The following is a 20,517-nucleotide window of genomic DNA, read 5'->3' on the forward strand; positions in this document are numbered from 1 at the left end:
TGCAGGAACCCTTCACATGGGCTCGCGAACAACAAGGCGATGTAGCCGCCCGGAGTGCTACGAAACGTGCACGAGGGCATCGGCTCGCGACGAAGGATTGTAACGGCGAACTCTTGGTAGTTCGGCGAGGCGATGCTGGCGCTTGAGCATCAACTCGGCCTACGAGAGTGGCTACTCCTAGGCTGAATCGGCCAACATGGCCGGCATCGCGCCGCTCTGAAAATAACATGGCGGGCATCCTGACGTTTCCGGGTTGACTATGGGTGTTCGAACCACGAAAAGGGGCCGCTCTTCGTGAGTGGCGTGCGCCGGCAGTCTAACCCCAAGCCCCCCCGCCCAGGCTGCCGGCGCGCTTCTAGAAAGATCGAGGTAGGCACTCGCTGCGCTCTGCCCGCCGACACCTTGTGCTTCCTCCAGCGAGTCCAGCGGACCACCATGGGTGTTGCCAGTTCTGGTGCTTACCCACGTCCATTTGCGATCTCGGGTCATTGAGAGTACCGCAAGCACCCTCTCTGCTGGATGGCAACGCGGCTCGCGCCGCCCGTATGCAGCGCAAGCTCCATGCACGAGGTCGTCCCTTCAAAATACTTGATGCAGTTGCGCTTGCGTAGCTCCTTGCATGCGCTCGATGCCAGGAGGAGACCTCTGTCTAAACGCTCGCATCGATGCAACGCCGTTGATCACCATCATCGCGGCGACCGCTTCGCGGGGGGCCGCAGCCGTTTTGGAGCATGACGATCATGCCGGCGCCATCGCAGTGACGCACATGCAAAATTCACAGATGCATTCTCGCCCAATGCTAGGTGCCCAGCATATGTCCGGCATCCCGCAACGCGGCTACGAAGAGACGGGCATTGCCGTTGGCATCCATCTTGGCCTGCATCGACAGGGGCATCCTGTGCCAGCTCTCCAAGGACGCAATGTAATGTGAGAACATACCGTTAACGATGCAATAGTGGGTAACTAGGCCGTGTACATCCAACGCCAGCACGCCGAATTGGCCGCCGTGATATCGGATGGCAGCGACCCGCTGGACCTGCGCGTCACCGTCGATCCGCACGTCGAAAAGCAGGATGCCGCGGCTCCTGGTGGCTATCTCGGCGGCTTTTTCAGCGAAGCTCAACGAGAGCGAGCGGACGCTTTCGACTGCCATCTGTAAAACCATCAAGTTCAGTTCATCCACTGACATAAGGTACCTGTGCGCAAGACATGGGTGATTGCAATCGACCACACCGCTTGTTCACAGATGTCGGCTCATCACCGGTTATTCAGGGTTTGCCGGTCATCTTTGCGGCAAGCCATCCGGGCTCCTTGTACCCTGCAACGTTGCAGTGGCGTCCCTCGGCGCTCGGAACCGCCAGGCTCTGCTCGTCGAGAACTTTGTCCGCGAGCAGCGTTCGCTTGAGCATTCCGCTGAAGCGTGACGTCTCACCAGTCCGTGTCCTTCCAGCTCACCGCGAGGGCGTTTTGCGCACCGCACGCAAGCGCACGAAACTGGTCTCCGTTCACTTCACAAAATGGTTTTCCTGAAGTACTGGAGCGCAGAGAAATCTCCGGTCGCAGCCTACCCGGTTAAAACAAGGACCCAACGATGAAGACTCTCGTCGTCTGCTCCGGCGGATTGGATTCCGTTACTCTTGCTCACAAGGTGGCAGCGGAGCACCAGCTTACCGGCCTGCTATCGTTCGATTACGGCCAACGGCATAGGAAGGAATTGGGCTTCGCCACCCTTTGCGCGGAGCGCCTGGGCGTCCCGCAGCGAATCATCGACATCCACGAGATCGGCGGCGGCCTTTCCGGCTCCGCGCTGACCGACAATGTGGACGTGCCCGATGGGCACTATGCCGAAGATACGATGAAGGTAACGGTGGTGCCCAACCGGAACGCCATCATGTTGGCCATTGCCTTCGGCCTCGCCGCAGCGCAAGACGCTGACGCGGTGGCGACGGCCGTGCATGGTGGGGATCATATTGTCTATCCCGATTGCCGTCCGGCCTTCATCGATGCTTTCCAGATGATGCAGGACCACGCGCTCGACGGCTACGCGCAGATTCGCCTTTATGCACCCTATGTGAACCTGACGAAGGCGGACATTGTTAGGGATGGAGCCACATACGGCACGCCGTTTGCGCAGACCTGGTCCTGTTACAAGGGCGCCGAGCGTCATTGCGGGAGGTGCGGGACCTGCGTCGAGCGGCGTGAGGCGTTTCACATCGCTGGGCACCCGGACCCAACCGAGTACGAGGACTCCGACTTCTGGCTCGGAGCGCTGCGAAGGACCACCGCGTAATGTTCCGCATCACCAAGGAATTCCACTTCTCAGCCTCGCATCAGCTCACCTCATTGCCACCCGATCACCAATGCGCGCGCCTGCACGGACATAACTACATCGTCGAAGTGGAGCTTTCAGCGAATGGACTGGACGATCACGGCTTCGTGCGCGACTACCACGATTTGGCGCCATTCAAACGCTACATCGACGAGAGCTTCGACCACCGACATCTCAACGACGTGCTGGGACACGAGCAAGTCACGGCGGAATATCTGGCCAGACATTTCTACGACTGGTGCAAGGCACGCCTGAGCGAAACCGCGGCCGTGCGGGTGAGCGAAACGCCGAAAACCTGGGCGGAATACCGGCCATGACCAATACGCATCCCGCAATCCGCGTTAGCGAGATTTTCGGGCCGACGATCCAGGGCGAGGGCGTGCTCATAGGTTTGCCGACGATCTTCGTCAGAACCGGCGGGTGTGACTTTCGCTGTTCCTGGTGCGACAGCCTGCATGCTGTGGACAATCAATTCCGCCATGAATGGGAGATGATGTCCGTCGGCGCGGTGTGGAAAAATGTGCTTGCGCTTTCCGGTGGCCGCCCGCTTATGGTGTCACTGTCAGGCGGCAATCCGGCCATCCAGCCGCTCGGCGCGCTCATCGACCGAGGCCATGGTGACGGTTACCGTTTTGCGCTGGAAACCCAAGGTTCGCTTGCCAGGGACTGGTTTGCGCACCTTGACGTGCTGATCCTCAGCCCAAAGCCGCCGTCAAGCCAAATGACGACAGATTGGGCCGCTGTCGAGGCGTGCCTCCAGGCGGCACAAGGCAAGCCCCAAATCGTGCTCAAGCTCATTGTTTTCGACGAAAGGGACTACGCCTACGCGAAAGACGCCGCTGCGCAATTTCCGCAACTTCCGATCTATCTGCAACCCGGCAATCACACGCCGCCACACCCGGCAAATGATGACGCGCCCGTCGACCTTGACGGAATATTGAAGCGCATGGAGTGGCTGGTTGACAGCGTGACCCGCGACAAATGGTTCGAAGCCCGCGTGCTACCGCAGCTGCACGTTATGCTCTGGGGTAACAAGAGAGCCGTCTAGGCCAGGCCCTTTCCACCGGAACTGCACCGGCATATTCGGCTGAACGGGTGGTTCAACGTTGACCGCGCTGCCGGGGTGCTTGCGGACTTCTGCCACCGGCCCAAGTGTTGTCAGCCGCTTGCACGGCACCTTGCATTCTCCTTGCAAGGTCGAAGGGAGCTGTCGCCGACAACCATGATCTGACAGGCAGGGCATGAGCGGGCGATATCGTCGCTATGCCAAGACGCGTCTGGTCCGCTTCGAACCGTCTCGGCCGACGGTCGCCGGTCAACAGTGGAAAACGATCGCAATCGGTTCACGATCGAGTGAGAGCCATGACCGTTCCTCTGCGGTGCTCAGACTGCCGCCGAGTGCCTGGCCGTTCCAGTTTCGAAATATTTGTCGAACCTGGCCGCGATGCTTCGGACGAAAGGGCGACTTTCAGCCGGCACAACGAATCTGTCGCCATCAAGTTCAAGCAATCGAACCGGATCGTGGAGGGCCATGGAACTTGACTGAAGGAGGAGCCTCTGGCCGGCCTCGCCGAAGCGTTCCACCAGATCGATGGCCGAGAAGGCGAAGTCGCACATCAAACGTTCGATGATCCAGCCGCGAACGCGGTCGTCGTTGGAAAGTGCGATACCCCGAACAGCGGCCAGCCCGCCGTCATCAACCGTGCATCGATATTCGCTGGTCGAAGGCATATTCTGCGCATAGCCCTGCCGAAACTGGCTGATGGACGATGGGCCTAGCCCAATCAAGGTTTCGCAGCAATCGTCGGTGTAACCCTGAAAGTTCCGGTGCAGTGTTCCGGCGCGGGCGGCAAGGGCCAGGGCATCGCCGGGTTTGGCGAAATGGTCGAGGCCGATTGCTTCGTACCCCTGGTCCACGATCGCCCGCGCCGCCAGTTGCAATTGAGCAAATCTCTCCGCGGGACCGGGCAGCCATGCCTCGTCTATCATGGTCTGATGTTTCTTGAACCACGGCACATGGGCGTAGCCAAAAAGCGCTATCCTGTCGGGTTCCAAGGTCAGCGCCTGCGCGACGGTGGAGGAGACGCTCTCCCTCGTCTGGTGCGGCAAGCCGTAGAGCAGGTCTAGATTGACCGATTCGACGCCGCGCGAACGAACACCGTCGACTACCGCTTTGGTCTGCAAAAAGCTCTGCTCGCGGTTGATTGCCTTCTGAACCTTCGGATCGAAGTCCTGGACGCCGAGGCTCGCACGGGTCGTGCCGATTTCGGCAAGCGCATCGAGGCGGGCATCGTCCATATCATTGGGTTCGATTTCAACGCTGATCTTGGCGCCGGGAAGAAAGGCGAAGCTGTTGCGCAGGACGCTTCCCAGCGCCACAATATCCTCAGGTTCCAGCATCGTCGGGGAACCGCCGCCGAAATGAACCGCGCGAACTCGGCCCTTGCCGGTAACAAGGCCGCCAACCGTGGCGATCTCCGCATACAGCGAGCGCAGATAAGCGGCCACCGGCTCGTAGTGGCGGGTCTGTTTGGTATGGCACGCGCAGAACCAGCAGAGCCTGTCGCAATAGGGAATATGCAGGTAAAGCGATATCTCGTCACCACCTTCGAGCGCCTCCAACCAGCCTCGGTAAACGACGGCATCGACGCCCGCATGGAAATGGGGCGCAGTCGGATAACTGGTATAGCGCGGGACGTTCTCGCCAAGTCTGGCAGCTAGCTTTTGTCGCATGTCGTGGTCCACCGTGTTTGCGTCGCCCGAACTGTGGATGCTTGGATGAGCCTAAGCCCTGATTTCGATCAACCTTCAGCACGGACAAACTGCCGCAAGGATTTTTCTACCGTGGATTGCTATCCTGCCCGCACTGGACCGGTAGAGCGATCGAATGACATTACGGCAGGATATTCACAGTTCCGGCATTCCCGTTCTTTGCTTGCCTTGCGAGGCACGGCGCCGCGGTGTCTGTGGCGCGCTCGAGCCAGACGATTTGGCTCAGCTCGCCAAGACGTCGTCGCGGCACAATATCGAGCCGGGGGTCGAACTGATCGGCGACGCCGAGGCGGTCGACTGTTATTCAAACGTGCTTTCAGGCGTGGTGAAGCTCACGAAGAGCCTTTCGGACGGCCGCCAGCAGATCGTCGGTCTCCAGTTCGCGCCGGATTTTCTGGGACGGCCCTTCAAGATGAAAAGTGCGATCAATGCGGAAGCGGCAACAGCTGTCTCGCTATGCTCGTTTCCGAGAGCGGCCATCGAACGGATGATGAAGCAGTCACCCGAATTTGTGCATCGCCTGCTCAAGCAGGCGCTGAACGAACTCGACGAGGCCCGCGAATGGATGGTGACTCTGGGGCGCAAGACCGCACCAGAGAAGGTGGCGAGCTTTCTCCTCATGATTGCCCGGAACATCGACTCCAATGTTGACCCGGCGGCTAGGTCGGCGTGCTTCGAGCTGCCGATGACGCGTGCCGACATCTCTGATTTCCTTGGAATCACTAACGAGACCGTGAGCCGTCAGCTGACCAGCCTGAGAATGGACGGCGTGATTCGGATCGAGAACAACCGCCGCGTCACCGTGGACAGCATGAGCCGGCTGGAACGGCGCTGCGGCGGCCGAGGCGCAATAGCCGTTTGAATGACACGAAGCTGCATGGCCCACGCCACTTACTTCATTCGGGGCAGGGCATGCTCGCGTTGGGCTCAGAAGACATCGCGTAGCGACAGCCCGTTCTAATTCCGATCGTATACGCCAGTTGCGTTTGGGCTCGTCGGCGAAGCATCCACACTTGGCCGAAGTCAATATGCCTCATACGCAGGCGAAAATCGCCGTCCAAACTATAAATGTCGCGAAGGCAGCGCAACGCTGGCGCTGGCTGTTCCAAGGCATTGAAACGATCGACGTTCGGTAAGGCATCGGCCTGCTTACCAGCGTCAAGGTGCGCTTCCCCACACGCCCGCGGTCGCCTCCTACCCGGGCCCCGACTGGGGACGCCGGGCCTGTCCATAAACCGTCGGCCGGTGCTGCACTTCCACATTCGACACAGTCTGATCGCAACGAACTCGATGCTGCTCGAAGCAAAATGGTGCGGCTCTGACATGGATCAGGGCGAGCAGGCGACGGCTGCGCAATAAGGCACCGCGGTTTGGCATCCGCCGGAATTGGAAATCGGGGCTTGCGATGAAATTCGGCAAAGAAATCGTGCTTCTAAGCCTGTTCGCATTCGCGGCTTTGGTGGCCGCTGGCGCTGGGATGGATGAACCCTTTCGCCAGCATATGTGGGTCTTGTTCTTCGCCTTGGCTGGCTTCACTGCGATCCTGTTGCGCAACACTGAGTTCAAGCCTGCCGCGCCGATCGACCCGTCCGCTTACATGGACGGGCCAATCCGCTATGGCGCCATCGCCACCATGTTCTGGGGTGTCATCGGCATGCTTGTCGGCGTGGTCATCGCGCTGCAGCTTGCCTATCCCGATCTCAACATCCAGCCCTGGTTCAACTTTGGCCGTTTGCGGCCACTGCATACGTCGGGAGTCGTCTTCGCCTTCGGCGGCAACGCGCTGCTTTGCACGTCTCTCTATGTCGTGCAACGCACCTGCCGCGCCCGGCTGTTCGGCGGCGATCTCGGCTGGTTCGTGTTCTGGGGCTACCAGCTCTTCATCGTCATGGCAGCGACTGGCTACCTGCTCGGCATCACCGAGAGCCGCGAATACGCCGAGCCCGAATGGTATGTGGACATCTGGCTGACCATTGTCTGGGTCGCCTATCTCATCCTGTTCCTCGGCACGATCCTGAAGCGCAAGGAACCCCACATCTACGTCGCTAACTGGTTCTACCTGTCCTTCATCGTCACCATCGCGATGCTGCATGTGGTCAACAACCTCTCCATGCCCGCCTCCTTCCTGGGCTCGAAGAGCTATTCGGCTTTCTCCGGGGTCCAGGACGCTCTGACGCAATGGTGGTATGGCCACAACGCCGTGGGTTTCTTTCTGACCGCCGGCTTTCTCGGCATGATGTATTATTTCGTACCCAAGCAGGCGAACCGGCCGGTCTATTCCTACCGGCTGTCGATCGTCCATTTCTGGGCAATCATCTTTCTCTACATCTGGGCTGGACCCCATCATTTGCACTACACCGCCTTGCCCGATTGGGCGCAGACGCTCGGCATGGTGTTCTCGATCATGCTGTGGATGCCGTCATGGGGCGGCATGATCAATGGCCTGATGACGCTGTCGGGCGCCTGGGACAAGCTCCGCACCGATCCGATCATCCGCATGATGGTGATGGCCATCGCCTTCTACGGCATGTCCACCTTCGAGGGTCCGATGATGTCGATCAAGACGGTCAACTCGCTGTCGCACTACACCGACTGGACCATTGGCCACGTCCATTCCGGCGCGCTCGGCTGGGTTGGCATGATCTCGTTCGGCGCAATCTACTTCATGGTGCCGAAGCTGTGGAATCGTGAACGGCTCTATTCACTCAGGCTCGTGACCTGGCACTTCTGGCTGGCGACGCTCGGCATCGTTGTCTACGCGTCGGTGATGTGGGTATCGGGCATCATGCAGGGCCTGATGTGGCGCGAATACGACGAGCAGGGCTTCCTCGTCTATTCCTTCGCCGAAACCGTCGCCGCCATGCACCCCTACTATGTGATGCGCGCCATCGGCGGAGCCATGTACCTTTCCGGCGCCCTGATCATGGCCTGGAACATCGCCATGACCATCCTTGGCTACCGGCGCGAGGAGGATCCGATGCCCGGCTCCGTTCCCGCCCTCCAGCTTGCGCGATGATGAGACAGAAAATGAGGTTGATGAACAGACACGCGGTCATCGAGAAGAACGCTACACTTCTTCTCCTCGGGTCGCTGCTGGTCGTGACAATCGGCGGCATCGTCGAGATCGCGCCGCTGTTCTATCTCGACAACACGATCGAGAAGGTCGAAGGCATGCGGCCCTACTCGCCGCTCGAACTGGTCGGGCGCAACATCTATGTGCGTGAGGGATGCTATCTCTGCCATAGCCAGATGATCAGGCCGTTCCGCGACGAGGTTGAGCGCTACGGCCATTACAGCCTGGCGGCCGAGTCGATGTATGATCATCCCTTCCAGTGGGGATCGAAGCGCACCGGACCGGACCTCGCTCGGGTTGGCGATCGCTACTCCAATCTTTGGCATGTCGAGCACCTCACGGACCCTCGTTCCGTGGTGCCGGAATCCATCATGCCGAGCTATGGCTTTCTGAAGGATAGGCCGATCGCGGTGAATGATTTCTCGACGCATCTGGTTGCCAACAGGCGCGTCGGCGTCCCCTACTCCGACGACATGGTCGTTAACGCCAATGCCGATTTGATGACGCAGGCTGATCCCAACGCCGACACATCCGGCCTCGAGGCCCGCTACCCCAAGGCCAAGATCGGCGATTTCGACGGTGATCCGCAGCAAGTCACCGAAATGGACGCCCTGGTTTCCTATCTCCAGATGCTCGGCACGCTTGTCGATTTCAAGAACTACGATGAGACCGCGGGCTACCGCTGAGGACAATGGCGATGACGTACAATTTCATGCGGGAGTTTGCCGACAGCTGGGGCCTGCTTGCCATGGCTCTTTTCTTCATCGGATCCGTTGCCTTTGCACTTCGTCCCGGCAGCCGCGGGCAAGCCGGCGAAGCAGCTCAAATTCCTCTGAAGGAGGACTGATCATGAGCAGCGATCACATTGACGAGGTTTCCGGCATCTCGACGACCGGTCATGAGTGGGACGGCATTCGCGAGCTCAACAACCCGCTCCCGCACTGGTGGGTCATCACCTTCTACATCACCATCGTCTGGGCGATCGGTTACACAATTGCCTACCCGGCATGGCCGCTGTTGCACTCCGCGACAAAGGGCGTACTTGGCTATTCCAGCCGCAACGAAGTCAAGAACGAGTTGTCCGCGGCCGAAGCGGCAAAGGGCAAATATGTCGCCGCAATAGAGTCGAAAAGTGTTTCGGAGATTGCTGCGGATGACACGCTGCGCGAATTCGCCGTCGCTGCCGGCGCCGCCGCGTTCAAGGTCAATTGCGTGCAGTGCCACGGTTCCGGCGCCCAGGGGTCCAAGGGCTTTCCGAACCTAAATGACGACGACTGGCTGTGGGGCGGCGAGGTGGACCAGATCCAGCAGACGATCGCTCATGGCATCCGCTTCGCCTCCGACCCGGCTACGCGCCTGTCGGAAATGCCGGCCTTTGGCGACATCATCACCGCCGATCAGATCAAACAGGTCAGCACCTACGTTGCCAGCCTGTCCGGCACTGTCGGCGATCAATCGTTGGTCGCGCCCGGCGCCAAGGTCTTTGCCGAAAATTGCGTGGCCTGTCACGGCGACAATGCAAAAGGCAACAAGGAACTCGGCGCTCCAGATCTGACCGACGCCATCTGGCTCTACGGGTCAGGCGAAGCGGCCATCACCGCCCAGGTCACCGCGCCGAAACAGGGCGTGATGCCGGCCTGGGGCGCGCGCCTCGGCGAGACCAAGGTCAAGGAACTGTCGGTCTACATCCATTCGCTTGGCGGCGGAGAATAGGAGCAGAAGCCTATTCTCGTCCTCCCCTCCCGCCAAGCGACGAGGCCCGGCGCAAGCCGGGCCTCGGCATCATCCAGAACCGATGAGTCGGTTTCCGGCGAAATCGTCGCTGGTGACTGGAGCTTCTCGTGCTTGATAACACGCAAATAGAAAGGATCGAACCCACGCCGGCCAACTCCGCCAAGGTGCGTCAGCCAATGTACGCTGCGCGCAAGAAGATCTTCCCGAAGCGGGCCTCGGGCAGCTTTCGCCAGTTCAAATGGCTGGTGATGGCGGTCACGCTCGGCATCTACTATCTGACGCCGTGGCTGCGCTGGGATCGGGGCTCGTTTAGCCCGGACCAGGCCGTGCTGCTCGATGTCGCTAAGCGGCGTTTCTATTTCTTCTTCATCGAGATATGGCCGCAGGAATTCTATTATGTGGCAGGCCTTCTGGTCATGGCCGGCGTCGGTCTTTTCCTGATCACGTCGACTGTTGGCCGTGCCTGGTGCGGCTATACGTGCCCGCAGACCGTATGGGTCGATCTGTTCCTGGTCGTCGAGCGAGCCATCGAGGGTGACCGCAATGCGCGCATCAAGCTCGACGCCGGTCCCTGGACCAGCCGCAAACTCGTGCTGCGGGTGTCGAAACACGCCATCTGGCTGATCATAGGCGCGCTGACGGGCGGCGCGTGGATCTTTTATTTCGGTGACGCGCCCAGCCTGCTTGGCGAACTCTTCACCGGCACGGCAGCCCCCGTCGCCTACATCACCGTCGCCGTGCTGACGGCAACGACCTACACGTTCGGCGGGCTGATGCGCGAGCAGGTCTGCACCTATATGTGCCCATGGCCGCGCATCCAGGCAGCCATGCTCGACGAAAGTTCGCTCACCGTCACCTATAATGACTGGCGCGGCGAACCGCGTTCGCGTCATGCGAAGAAGGTGCAAGCTGCAGGGCAGTCCGTCGGCGACTGCGTCGACTGCAATGCCTGTGTCGCGGTCTGCCCGATGGGGATCGACATTCGCGATGGCCAGCAGCTCGAATGCATCACTTGCGCGCTCTGCATCGACGCCTGTGACGGCGTCATGGACAAGCTCGGCAAGGAGCGTGGGCTGATCGCCTATGCGACGCTCTCCGACTACAACGCCAACATGATGCTGGCGACTGCAGGCGGGTCCAGCTCAGTCAATCCGGCGCTGGTCAGGACGGATGACGGCCTGTTTTCGGACAGAGTGGCGCATTTCCACATCCGCAAGATCTTTCGGCCACGCACCTATGTCTACATGGCTATGTGGTCGCTGATCGGCCTGGGCCTCCTCTACTCGCTGCTGACGCGCGACCGGCTCGAAATCAATGTCCTGCACGACCGCAATCCACAATTCGTGACGCTCTCCGACGGCTCGATCCGCAACGGCTACACCGTCAAGCTGCTCAACATGATCCCCGAGCCGAGGACGATCGTCGTAACCATGCAGGGCCTTGAAGGCGCTGACATCGTCGTCGTCGGCGACGACATCCCCGCAGGCCGTTCCTTCGCCATTCCGGTCGAACCCGACCGCCTGAAAATGCTGAGGGTCTTCGTTCGCCAGCCGGCGGACCAGATCCGCGCTCCGGCACAGACCTTCAAGTTCCGCGTCGAGGACAGAGCCAGCTTCGAGTCGAACGAGTACACCGCCACCTTCAACGCGCCGGAGACTGCCAGATGAGCGCCAGAACACAAAAAACCCGCGAATTCACCGGCAGGCACATGTTGGCCATCATCCTGGCCTTTTTCGGTGTGGTCATCGCGGTCAATCTGACCATGGCGACGCTTGCCAACACGAGCTGGACCGGCCTGGTCGTCGAAAACACCTATGTGGCGAGCCAGCAGTTCAACAGGAAGGCCGAGGAAGGGCGGGCGCAGGCAGCCCTCGGCTGGACCGGCAAGCTGACCATCGCATCGGGTGAAGTCCGCTACGGCCTCATCGACGCCGCCGGCAAACCGGTTCCCTTGCATGGCGTGAAGGCGCTGTTTCGCCATCCCGCTTACGAAAAAGAGGATGAATCCATCAAGCTCGTCCTCGCCTCGGGTCAGGAATTCGCCGCCCAGCATTTGCCGAAGGATGGTGTCTGGATCGTCGAAGTCGACGCCGATGCCGGCCTGGATAAACCGTATCGCGACGTCCGCAGGATCATGATTTCCAATGGAGCGCTGCAATGAGTTGTTGTGCACCGGGCGCCGAAATGGCGCTTGATCTGGTCAACGCCGGATCGGTCCTGCCGTCCAGCCAGGAGATCAGGCTGGCGAGCCGATCGCTTGGCGATGATCTCCGCCAGACCGATCTTTCGGTCCCCACGGTTCATTGCGCGGCCTGCATCCAGGCGATCGAGACAGCACTGGGAAAGCTCGATCAAGTGGAGAGCGCTCGTGTCAACCTGTCGACGAAGCGGGTCGCGGTCCGCTGGCGTGGAAACCAGGTACCACCATTCGTCGCCGCGCTGGGACGGCTGGGGTACGAGGCGCATCTGTTCGACCCCGAGGTCGACAACAAGGACAAGACGCTTTCGGAGCTGATCCGCGCCGTTGCTGTCGCCGGCTTTGCGGCGGGCAACATCATGCTGCTTTCGGTCTCTGTCTGGTCCGGTGCTGAAGGCGCTACCCGCGACCTGTTCCACTGGGTCTCGGCGCTTATCGCCATCCCTGCACTAGCCTTCGCCGGCGGCATCTTCTTCCGCTCGGCCTGGAATGCGTTGCGCCACGGTCGCATGAACATGGACGTGCCGATCGCGGTCGGGGTGTCGCTGGCATACGCCATGAGCCTCTATGAGACGATCACCCATGGCGACCACGCCTATTTCGACGCATCGGTGTCGCTGCTGTTCTTCCTCCTGATCGGCCGCACGTTGGATCACGTCATGCGCGAACGTGCCCGGACCGCCGTGAAAGGCCTGTCCCAGTTGGCCGCACGTGGCGCCCTGGTGCTGCGCGGCGATGGTGCACGCGACTATCTGCCGGTTGGCGAGATCGAACTTGGCATGCTGCTGTTGATCGCTGCCGGCGAGAGAATCCCCGTCGACGGCAAGATCATTCAAGGGGCCTCGGATCTGGACTGCTCGTTGGTTTCCGGCGAGAGCACGCCTCGAAACGTAGCGGCAGGCGAAGCCGTGCAGGCCGGTGTCCTCAACCTAACCGGCCCGCTGACGATCGAGGCGACCGCCGCCGCGAAAGATTCGTTTCTGGCGGAAATGGTTCGGCTGATGGAGTCCGCAGAGGGCGGCCGCGCGCATTATCGCCGGATCGCCGATCGTGTTTCAGCGCTCTATGCCCCGGTGGTTCATCTCACAGCCTTCGCGACGTTCCTTGGCTGGATGGCGGCGACCGGTGACTGGCACCGGGCGATAACCATCGCCATTGCCGTTCTGATCATCACATGCCCGTGCGCGCTCGGCCTCGCCGTACCGATCGTCCAGGTGGTCGCGGCGCGGCGCCTGTTCGAGAACGGCATCATGGTCAAGGACGGTTCGGCCATGGAGCGCCTGGCGACGATTGATAAAGCGGTGTTCGACAAGACCGGAACGCTCACCCTCGGCCAGCCCCGGCTGGTCAATGCGGACTCGATTGATCCGGCCATGCTGGCAATCGCGGGAGACATGGCTGCGCACTCGCGTCACCCGTTTTCGAAGGCCATAGCCGGTTTTGCCCGCCTTGGCGGGCAGCACAAATTCGATGCCGTCACCGAGCACCCGGGTTTCGGGATCGAAGCCACAGCGACAGGTAGCACCTGGCGGCTGGGCCGGCGCGGATGGGCTGGATGGAAGGCCCGGACCGGCGGCGAAGGCAAACATGGCTATGGCGGAACGGTGCTGACAAAAGACGGGTTCATTGTCGCGACCTTCGATTTTGAGGACGCGCTGCGCGCCGACGCCAGGGCGGCGATCGGGCAATTGACCCATGCTGGGGTGTCGGTGGAAATGCTGTCGGGCGATACCGCGGGCGCCTGCGGCGAAGTTGCAAAAATGCTGGGTATCGACAATTTTATTCCGTGCCTGCTGCCGTCCGGCAAGGTCGAACGCATTGAGACGGCGGCGAAAGACGGACACAGGGTTCTGATGGTTGGCGACGGTCTCAACGACACGCCTGCGCTGAGCGCTGCGCATGTCTCGATCGCTCCTGCCACCGCCGCCGACATTGGCCGCAACGCGGCCGATTTCGTATTCCTGCGCGAAAGCCTTCTGGCAGTGCCTCTCGCGCTGGATGTCTCGCGCAAGGCGGGAAGCCTGATTCGCCAGAACATCGTGATTGCGATCGTCTACAATGCCATCGCCGTGCCGATCGCCATACTGGGGCATGTCACGCCTCTTATCGCCGCGATTGCCATGTCAGCCTCGTCATTGCTCGTGGTTGGAAATGCCATGCGTCTGCAAGGCTTCGCAACGGGTGCGTCGTCCGCAATTGCGCGGCAAGACAGGCCCGCGCGCGCCGGCGCCATGGCTCAATCGTCATGACGACGCTCGTCTACCTCATCCCCGTAGCGCTATTCCTTGGCGCACTCGGCCTGTCCGGCTTCCTTTGGGCGTTGAGAAGCGGCCAGTACGAGGATCTCGATGGCGCGGCGGAGCGCATTCTCATCGACAGCGACGACGGCGCGGAGAATGCCACTCGTTCCAAGTGACTCAGATCAACGCGCCGCGGGTCGGGATGTCCTATCGTCGTCCGACGAAAGATCAGGAGGGTGAGGATGCAAGCCGATCCTTAATGACAAAGCCAGTCATCACGACGCATGCGAACGCGACGATCGCCTAAGCGGTCATGCTTTCAAGCAAAGTCAGCTGCCTGCCGGTAACGACCAGCGACGGCACCTTGGTTGGCATTGTAAGCAAAAGCGACTTCTTGCGCCGAGAGGAACTCGGAACCCAGCGTGTGCGTCCGCGATGGCTGGAGCTTGATCTTGGCCCGGGCACAACCGCCAATGACTATGTGTGCGCTCGAATGGACGGATCATCCATCAGGTGATGACCACACACCTCATCTCGGCGCCTCCTGTCGACCTCATGATGCAACACCGCATCAACAATGTCCCGATTGTCGATCGGGAAAGGGTCGTCGGCATCATCACGCGAACTGATTTGCTGCTTGTCCTGATCCGCCATGCCGAAACAGGGAACCACGCCACCCGATGACGAACTGATCCGCAAGGCTATCCTTGCCGAACTGCAGCCACAAACCTGGAGCGGTGGGACTTGATCGATGTGAGGGTCAGCGACGGCCTTGTCGAACTGAAGGGGGCGATTGTCGACGAGCGTCAGTGGAAGGCAGCGATCGTTGCGGCTGAGAAGGTTGCCGGCGTCGGGCAAGTCAAGGACCGCCTCCTCCTCAGTACGGATCCGTTCTCAGTGATGGTTTCATAGCTGCGAAAAAAGCGGGGACGCCAAGCAGAGTCCCTTTGGTTTGCTCCCTTCCCACATCATTTGGACATGAGGCCGTCGGCGAGTTCCTTCGGCGTCTAGCGCGTTATGGTCGGAGAGCACGCTGTCGGCAGCAAGACGCCCGTCCTGACGGAAATGCGATGGCCGCTGCCTGTTTTGGTGGGGCTTGGACCGGGGCTTCCTGTGGATCTTGAAGAGCGGCCAATACGAAGATCTCGACGGCTCCGCCGAGCGGGTCCTTATCGATCGGGAAGAGCCGCGAGGCTGAACCGGTTGGCGGCGCCAACGACTGTGCGGATGCTGGTCGTCAGTCGACCGAATCTTTGCTGGCGATTGCCCGCGTCATGACGATATCGGCGCGCGTGCGAAGAACGGATCAGCCACAATGCGTTGCCGAACCTTTGGCCAGGAGGGGCACGCGATTGGGAAGCCGACCATTCAGAATGCCCAGACATGCAGACGTTTTCACGGCAATCGACCACTCGACCGTGAACCCGCCGCTGCCGGGTTTGTCGAGCCTGGTTGATTCAGATCAGCGTTATCTCTTCATCGGCATGGTTTCATTGACCAGGCTTCCAACGGAGAACGCATGTCTATCGAGTTGGGGAGATGAGCGGCAAACCGTGGGTGATTGCGATGCTTCAAGAGCGCTTCGTATCGAAGATAGCCGCTATGGCGGCACGCTGATGGCCGGCTATGTCGACAAATTCGACATCATTGTCGTCGGAGCTGGGCCGGTCGGACTTGCCTTCGCAGCATCGCTCGCCTGGAGCCGACTCAAGGTGGCAGTGGTTGAACGGCAGTCGCTCGACAGCCTGGCGAATCCGGCTTTCGACGGTCGCGAGATCGCGCTGACCCACGCATCAGTGAGAATCCTTCGCGAGCTCGGCGCCTGGGATGCCATCCCCGCATCGGACAAATCACCGCTTCATGGCGCGCGCGTGCTCAACGGATCCAGCCCTTTCGCCCTGAGCTTCGATGCTCCCAGCGGATCTGGGGAACCACTCGGATTTCTGGTCCCAAATTGTCGGATCCGCGATGCCCTGTTCAAAATTGTCCACTTCCAGGATCATGCCCGGCTCCTGTGCGGCAACTCGGTCGTCAATGCAACAAATAGCGAAGACGAGGCGGTCATAACGCTTTCTGATGGCAGGCAATTGGCCGCTCGGCTGCTCGTAGCAGCGGATTCGCGTTTGTCCCCGATGCGCGACCTGCTCGGCATTGGCGCCAACATCCATCCGCTTGGCCACTCCATGCTGATTTGCCGAGTGAGGCACGAGCGCGTCCATCACCAGATCGCGGTCGAATGGTTCGACCACCATCAGACCATAGCGATGTTGCCGCTCATGGAAGGCGTGTCGTCGCTGCTTCTGACTTTGCGCTCAAGCGAGGCCGACAGACTGTCTGCTCTCGATGACGAATTGTTCCGCATGGAATTGATGAACAGGTGTCGAGGACGCCTCGGGCAGATGACCCTGGCAAGCACCCGCCATGCCTATCCGCTGGTCACGACCTGGGCGCACAAGTTCTCGGCTCCGAGTGCGGCACTGATCGGCGATGCTGCCATCGGCATGCACCCGGTGACCGCGCATGGCTTTAACATCGGCCTCGGCGGCCAGAAGCAACTCGCTCATAAAATACTGACAGCATGTCGCGCCCGCCGCGACATTGCCGATCCCGACATGCTCGGCAGATACGAAAGCCGGCTGCGGCTGTCGGCGGGGCCGCTCTATCATGCCACCAACATGCTTGTCGGTCTCTACTCAAGCGAGCACCCGGCGGCACGGCTTGCAAGACATGCTGCGCTCCGCTTTGCCCAACATCTTCCCTTTGTCCGCCATGGCATTTCGGCCATGCTCAGGCGGTGAATCGCACAGAGCGCTGCCGCTCTGGAACGCTGTCTCGGCGAGGCTTCCTTGTCTTGCTGGCGCGCGTCGTCGCGGGCACGGCTGCTTCCTGGTGACGTTGCCGATCATGGCATGATTCGGATCAAGGCACGCGCGCGGGCGAAGCCTTGATGATTCGGCAATGCTAAGCCAAAGGTGTGACCCGCAGCATGGTGAGCGCACTGGTTACCCTCGCTGGGTAGTTAACCCGTCCTTCAGTGGGCTTGCATAGGTTTGGTCCTCGCGAACAACGACGCAAGCAAGCTGGTCCATTCATGGCACCCCTAAAGGAAGAAGAATCGCTGGAGGCCAAAATCCGTCAGGATCAGCTTGCTGACCTGAGGGCCGGGCTCTTCGTGTCGATGCCGATAAGCGCGATCCTGTCAGGCCTGATTTGCGCGGTGCAGGCCCTTTCTGGCGGCGGCTTTGCCGCTGCAAGCTGGTTCCTGGTCGTCAATGCGCTAAATGCCGCCCGGCTTGCACTCGCCCGTTTTCAGCTAAAGGAAACGGGGCGCCATCAGGATTTGCTTGGCGTTTTGCCGCGCCTTCGCATGTTTGGCGTCCTTGCCCTTCTGGCAGGATTTGCCTGGTCCTTCCCGGCCGTGCTGACTGTTGGATACACAACACCACAAGCACCGATGCATCTGGTCATACTGGCGGGCATTTCAGCTGGTGCGGTTACATATGGCAGTTCGTATGCCGCGGCGGCGACCAGCTTCATCACACCTCCACTCCTCATCACGGTGGCGTGCCTTTTGGCGAAAGGCAATTTTGAACGCTACATTCTGGCTTTCACCGTTCTGCTCTTCATGGGCGGCTTGGTCCGAGCTTCGTTTGTTGGGCAGGCGCGCTTCCGCGAAGCAAGCCGCCTGAGACATGAGGCAGAGCGATTTGCGTCGGAAATGGAGCGCAACTCCAGGGAGGACCATCTGACCGCCCTTCTCAACAGGCGGGGCCTTGAACACGCCATCGGTCGGTTCAAGACCGCGGATGGCCCCTTCGTGGCAATGCTGATTGATCTGGACGGCTTCAAATCTGTCAACGACACCTACGGTCACAGGACCGGTGATGAACTGCTTGTCATGATCGCCCGCCGCATAGAGCAGGAAGCACCCGAAGGCTCAACGCTCGCTCGTATCGGCGGCGATGAATTCGTGCTGGTTTTTCCCTCAACGAGAGCTTCGCTTTCTGCCAGTGATCTCGCCTCCAATATCATAGCCAAAATTGCTCGCCCCTATATCGAGGTCGCGTCCGTTCGGGTCGGGGCATCGATAGGGATATACTTGGCGCAGACGCCGAGCCTGACTGAAATGTTGTTGCGGGCGGATATCGCCCTGTATACGGCCAAGCGCCATGGCAGGAACGAATTTTGCCTGTTCGATGCCGAACTCGACAGGGAACTGCAACGTCGCCAGTCGATCGAACGGGATCTTCATTCGGCGATAAAGACGGGAAGATTGCAACCTTGGTTCCAGCCGATCGTGAAACTCGAAACCGAGACCGTGGTCGGTTTTGAAGCCTTGCTGAGATGGTCCCATCCGACGCATGGTGCCATCTCTCCACCCGAAATCATCACGGCCGCACGCGAAACCGGAATGCTTCAGCTGCTGACGCAAACCGTATTCGCCGACTGTTGTGCTTTTATCGACGGCTTGGTGAAAGCTGACTGTCGTGACATTCGTGTGGCGATGAATGTTTCCCCTCGCGAACTGGAAGCCGGCGATATCGACGACATGGTTCTGGATGGTCTGGCGGCAAGAGGCCTGCCTGCGACGATGTTCGAAATCGAGATTACCGAAGAATCGCCGGTGGACCCGGACAGAGTGGATGAAAAGCTCGGACGGCTTTCACATGCCGGTATTTCCATCGCGCTCGATGACTTCGGCACCGGCTTTTCTACCTTGGCATCTCTCAAGGACCGTCGGATACGCAAGGTGAAAATAGACCAGGGCTTCATTCGCGGCCTGGCCAAGTCCCGAGAGGACCGACTGCTTGTCAAATCGGTCATCGAACTCGGTGACATGCTCGGGATCGAGGTCATGGCCGAGGGCGTCGAAACAGAGGCGGATCGGCAAACCCTGCACAAGCTTGGCTGCCGAACCGCTCAAGGCTTCCTCTTCTCCAAGGCTGTGCCTTTGATGCAAGCACTGGAAGTGGCAGTCAAACAGCACGCGAACCAGTTGTGACCGCTCCCGCCGCGCCGGCCGTCGCGGCCGTGCGCTGCCGAATTTGGCTACAGAGACTTGCCTGCTCGAAACACGTGGCAGTGGGCGTTGTGCATCAGCCGGCGAACAGTTCCTTGTAGCCGGTCGTCACCATCCAGTTCGCACGGTCGATATGGCTGCGAAGAGCTTTGCGGGCGCGGACCGGGTCAATGGACGGGTCGATGCCGAGAATGCGCTCGGCCATCTCCTTTTCGCTGGCATTGTCGGCGCAGGCATCCAGGATCCGCAGGTAGATTGTGAAATGCTCCCTGTCGTAGCTCGTGAGGTTCTCCGACCAGGGGACTTCATCGCTCAAAGTTGAGCTTCGAGTCTCATCTGTTCCCATTGGTCCATTCATGCCTGCGAACCTCGCCTGTGAGCGCACGCAGCATATCCCAAAATGGGATAATCCGAAACCGGGATTAGTCGCTGATCCGGTCTTTACCCGACCGGTTCGCCTCCATGCCCAAATCCCTTCGATCGCCCCGCCACCAGCGGTTTCTGGCCCAGCTGGTTTCGCTGCGCAAGGCCAAAGGCCTGACCCAGGAGCAGCTGGCTGACAAGCTTGGTCGTCCCCAATCCTTCGTGGCCAAGTACGAGGGCGCAGAGCGGCGTCTCGACGTCATCGAGTTTCTCGACATAACTGCGGCCATTGACGCTGATCCGTGCGAGATTCTGTCCAGCCTCCGGTCCTAGCGGGCGCGCCGCATCTATCATGATCCGGACAGGAATATTGTCTAGGACAATGCCTCAATTTGTTGAAAGGCGAGCGCTGGTTTTCGGAGGAAGCCGCGCGCACGGCGGCGGTGCCTTTGGGTTCTCGACGTAACTGCGCCGCCTGACCATGTGCGAAAAAACTTGGCGCGCGCCCGCGCGCCTGACGACGCGCACCAGGTGCTCGTGAACCGAGCCCGCTTTTCTTCGGCAAGCTCAGGCGGTCTCGGCCATTCGGCTTCGCCCCTTGGCGTGGGCAGCCCTTCGGGCTGTGACGGCCGCCGCCCTTGCGGGCGGCGCGGTTTGTCTGTTGGCCTTTCCCGGTGGCGCGGGGGGGGCGGCACTCCCTTCTAGACCCGCTGCGGCAGCCCGCAACCCTTCGCGTGCCGCTCAGGGTCCTCCTCTTCGTTCCGGTCCTTCGGATGCGGTCCGCCTACT

22 protein-coding genes are annotated in these 20,517 nt (G+C 60.4%); 19 read left to right on the top strand and 3 right to left on the bottom strand.

Translation table 11 applies throughout. The features are described 5' to 3' along the window. Nucleotides 1–799: 799 nt before the first annotated feature. Nucleotides 800–1,189 (bottom strand): hypothetical protein, encoded by a 390-nt coding sequence (locus NKK51_RS28165; RefSeq protein ID WP_023735820.1) that lies wholly within the window; start codon nt 1,187–1,189, stop codon nt 800–802. A 402-nt stretch (nt 1,190–1,591) separates the two neighbouring features. On the opposite strand from NKK51_RS28165, the gene queC reads away from it, so the two are divergent. From queC to queE, 3 genes are read left to right on the top strand one after another with little or no spacing between them, the layout of a single operon-like run. Beyond that, nucleotides 1,592–2,290, top strand: coding sequence for a 7-cyano-7-deazaguanine synthase QueC (gene queC, locus NKK51_RS28170; protein ID WP_023766604.1), 699 nt, complete (start codon nt 1,592–1,594; stop codon nt 2,288–2,290). Beyond that, nucleotides 2,290–2,646 (top strand): 6-carboxytetrahydropterin synthase QueD, encoded by a 357-nt coding sequence (gene queD, locus NKK51_RS28175; RefSeq protein ID WP_023735818.1) that lies wholly within the window; start codon nt 2,290–2,292, stop codon nt 2,644–2,646. Before queC ends, queD begins: the two co-directional genes overlap by 1 nt. Next, the gene (gene queE / locus NKK51_RS28180; protein WP_023735817.1) at nt 2,643–3,377 is read left to right on the top strand and encodes a 7-carboxy-7-deazaguanine synthase QueE; all 735 of its coding nucleotides are present in this window, start codon (nt 2,643–2,645) and stop codon (nt 3,375–3,377) included. Before queD ends, queE begins: the two co-directional genes overlap by 4 nt. Nucleotides 3,378–3,712: 335 nt before the next feature. On the opposite strand, the gene hemN is transcribed toward queE, so the two are convergent. After that, entirely contained in the window at nt 3,713–5,062 is a 1,350-nt protein-coding gene (hemN, locus tag NKK51_RS28185; RefSeq protein ID WP_023766605.1) for an oxygen-independent coproporphyrinogen III oxidase, read from the bottom strand. A 154-nt stretch (nt 5,063–5,216) separates the two neighbouring features. Between hemN and NKK51_RS28190 the strand changes: the two genes are divergently transcribed. The 15 genes from NKK51_RS28190 (at nt 5,217) to NKK51_RS28260 (ending at nt 19,347) form a co-directional block, all read left to right on the top strand. Further along, the gene (locus tag NKK51_RS28190) at nt 5,217–5,963 is read left to right on the top strand and encodes a Crp/Fnr family transcriptional regulator (RefSeq protein WP_023766606.1); all 747 of its coding nucleotides are present in this window, start codon (nt 5,217–5,219) and stop codon (nt 5,961–5,963) included. Nucleotides 5,964–6,506: 543 nt separating this feature from the next. Next, nucleotides 6,507–8,117: a cytochrome-c oxidase, cbb3-type subunit I gene (ccoN, locus tag NKK51_RS28195; RefSeq protein ID WP_352555394.1), complete on the top strand. Its 1,611-nt coding sequence runs from the start codon at nt 6,507–6,509 to the stop codon at nt 8,115–8,117. Between the two features lie 11 nt (nt 8,118–8,128). Then, nucleotides 8,129–8,860, top strand: coding sequence for a cytochrome-c oxidase, cbb3-type subunit II (ccoO, locus tag NKK51_RS28200; protein ID WP_352555396.1), 732 nt, complete (start codon nt 8,129–8,131; stop codon nt 8,858–8,860). Nucleotides 8,861–8,871: 11 nt separating this feature from the next. Next, the gene (locus tag NKK51_RS28205) at nt 8,872–9,021 is read left to right on the top strand and encodes a cbb3-type cytochrome c oxidase subunit 3 (protein WP_352555398.1); all 150 of its coding nucleotides are present in this window, start codon (nt 8,872–8,874) and stop codon (nt 9,019–9,021) included. Between the two features lie 2 nt (nt 9,022–9,023). Then, nucleotides 9,024–9,887 (top strand): cytochrome-c oxidase, cbb3-type subunit III, encoded by an 864-nt coding sequence (gene ccoP / locus NKK51_RS28210; RefSeq protein ID WP_352555400.1) that lies wholly within the window; start codon nt 9,024–9,026, stop codon nt 9,885–9,887. 128 nt (nt 9,888–10,015) lie between these two features. Continuing rightward, the gene (ccoG, locus tag NKK51_RS28215; protein ID WP_352555402.1) at nt 10,016–11,575 is read left to right on the top strand and encodes a cytochrome c oxidase accessory protein CcoG; all 1,560 of its coding nucleotides are present in this window, start codon (nt 10,016–10,018) and stop codon (nt 11,573–11,575) included. After that, the gene (locus NKK51_RS28220; RefSeq protein WP_031261324.1) at nt 11,572–12,069 is read left to right on the top strand and encodes a FixH family protein; all 498 of its coding nucleotides are present in this window, start codon (nt 11,572–11,574) and stop codon (nt 12,067–12,069) included. The genes ccoG and NKK51_RS28220 overlap by 4 nt, the downstream gene beginning before the upstream one ends. Continuing rightward, nucleotides 12,066–14,354, top strand: coding sequence for a heavy metal translocating P-type ATPase (locus NKK51_RS28225; protein ID WP_352555404.1), 2,289 nt, complete (start codon nt 12,066–12,068; stop codon nt 14,352–14,354). Before NKK51_RS28220 ends, NKK51_RS28225 begins: the two co-directional genes overlap by 4 nt. Next, a complete protein-coding gene (gene ccoS, locus NKK51_RS28230; protein ID WP_023762793.1) occupies nt 14,351–14,521 on the top strand; it encodes a cbb3-type cytochrome oxidase assembly protein CcoS in 171 nt (56 codons plus the stop codon). Before NKK51_RS28225 ends, ccoS (NKK51_RS28230) begins: the two co-directional genes overlap by 4 nt. Nucleotides 14,522–14,658: 137 nt before the next feature. Next, entirely contained in the window at nt 14,659–14,862 is a 204-nt protein-coding gene (locus NKK51_RS28235; protein WP_352555406.1) for a CBS domain-containing protein, read from the top strand. Continuing rightward, on the top strand, nt 14,862–15,029 hold the full coding sequence (locus NKK51_RS28240; RefSeq protein ID WP_348625571.1) for a CBS domain-containing protein: 168 nt from the start codon (nt 14,862–14,864) through the stop codon (nt 15,027–15,029). Before NKK51_RS28235 ends, NKK51_RS28240 begins: the two co-directional genes overlap by 1 nt. A 69-nt stretch (nt 15,030–15,098) precedes the next feature. Next, nucleotides 15,099–15,257: a BON domain-containing protein gene (locus NKK51_RS28245; RefSeq protein ID WP_352555409.1), complete on the top strand. Its 159-nt coding sequence runs from the start codon at nt 15,099–15,101 to the stop codon at nt 15,255–15,257. A 169-nt stretch (nt 15,258–15,426) separates the two neighbouring features. Then, the gene (gene ccoS, locus NKK51_RS28250) at nt 15,427–15,543 is read left to right on the top strand and encodes a cbb3-type cytochrome oxidase assembly protein CcoS (RefSeq protein ID WP_084025756.1); all 117 of its coding nucleotides are present in this window, start codon (nt 15,427–15,429) and stop codon (nt 15,541–15,543) included. Between the two features lie 418 nt (nt 15,544–15,961). Next, nucleotides 15,962–17,143 (top strand): 5-demethoxyubiquinol-8 5-hydroxylase UbiM, encoded by a 1,182-nt coding sequence (gene ubiM, locus NKK51_RS28255; protein ID WP_352555411.1) that lies wholly within the window; start codon nt 15,962–15,964, stop codon nt 17,141–17,143. Nucleotides 17,144–17,436: 293 nt separating this feature from the next. Next, entirely contained in the window at nt 17,437–19,347 is a 1,911-nt protein-coding gene (locus tag NKK51_RS28260) for a putative bifunctional diguanylate cyclase/phosphodiesterase (RefSeq protein WP_023694859.1), read from the top strand. A 94-nt stretch (nt 19,348–19,441) separates the two neighbouring features. Here NKK51_RS28260 and NKK51_RS28265 read toward each other — a convergent pair whose 3' ends face one another. Beyond that, complete coding sequence (locus NKK51_RS28265) at nt 19,442–19,723, bottom strand: DNA -binding domain-containing protein (RefSeq protein WP_081731037.1); 282 nt, start codon at nt 19,721–19,723, stop codon at nt 19,442–19,444. A 104-nt stretch (nt 19,724–19,827) separates the two neighbouring features. Between NKK51_RS28265 and NKK51_RS28270 the strand changes: the two genes are divergently transcribed. Continuing rightward, nucleotides 19,828–20,061 (top strand): helix-turn-helix domain-containing protein, encoded by a 234-nt coding sequence (locus NKK51_RS28270; RefSeq protein ID WP_023735803.1) that lies wholly within the window; start codon nt 19,828–19,830, stop codon nt 20,059–20,061. Nucleotides 20,062–20,517: the final 456 nt, after the last annotated feature.

The sequence above is a fragment of the Mesorhizobium sp. M0011 genome (assembly GCF_040324155.1).
Lineage (GTDB): Bacteria > Pseudomonadota > Alphaproteobacteria > Rhizobiales > Rhizobiaceae > Mesorhizobium.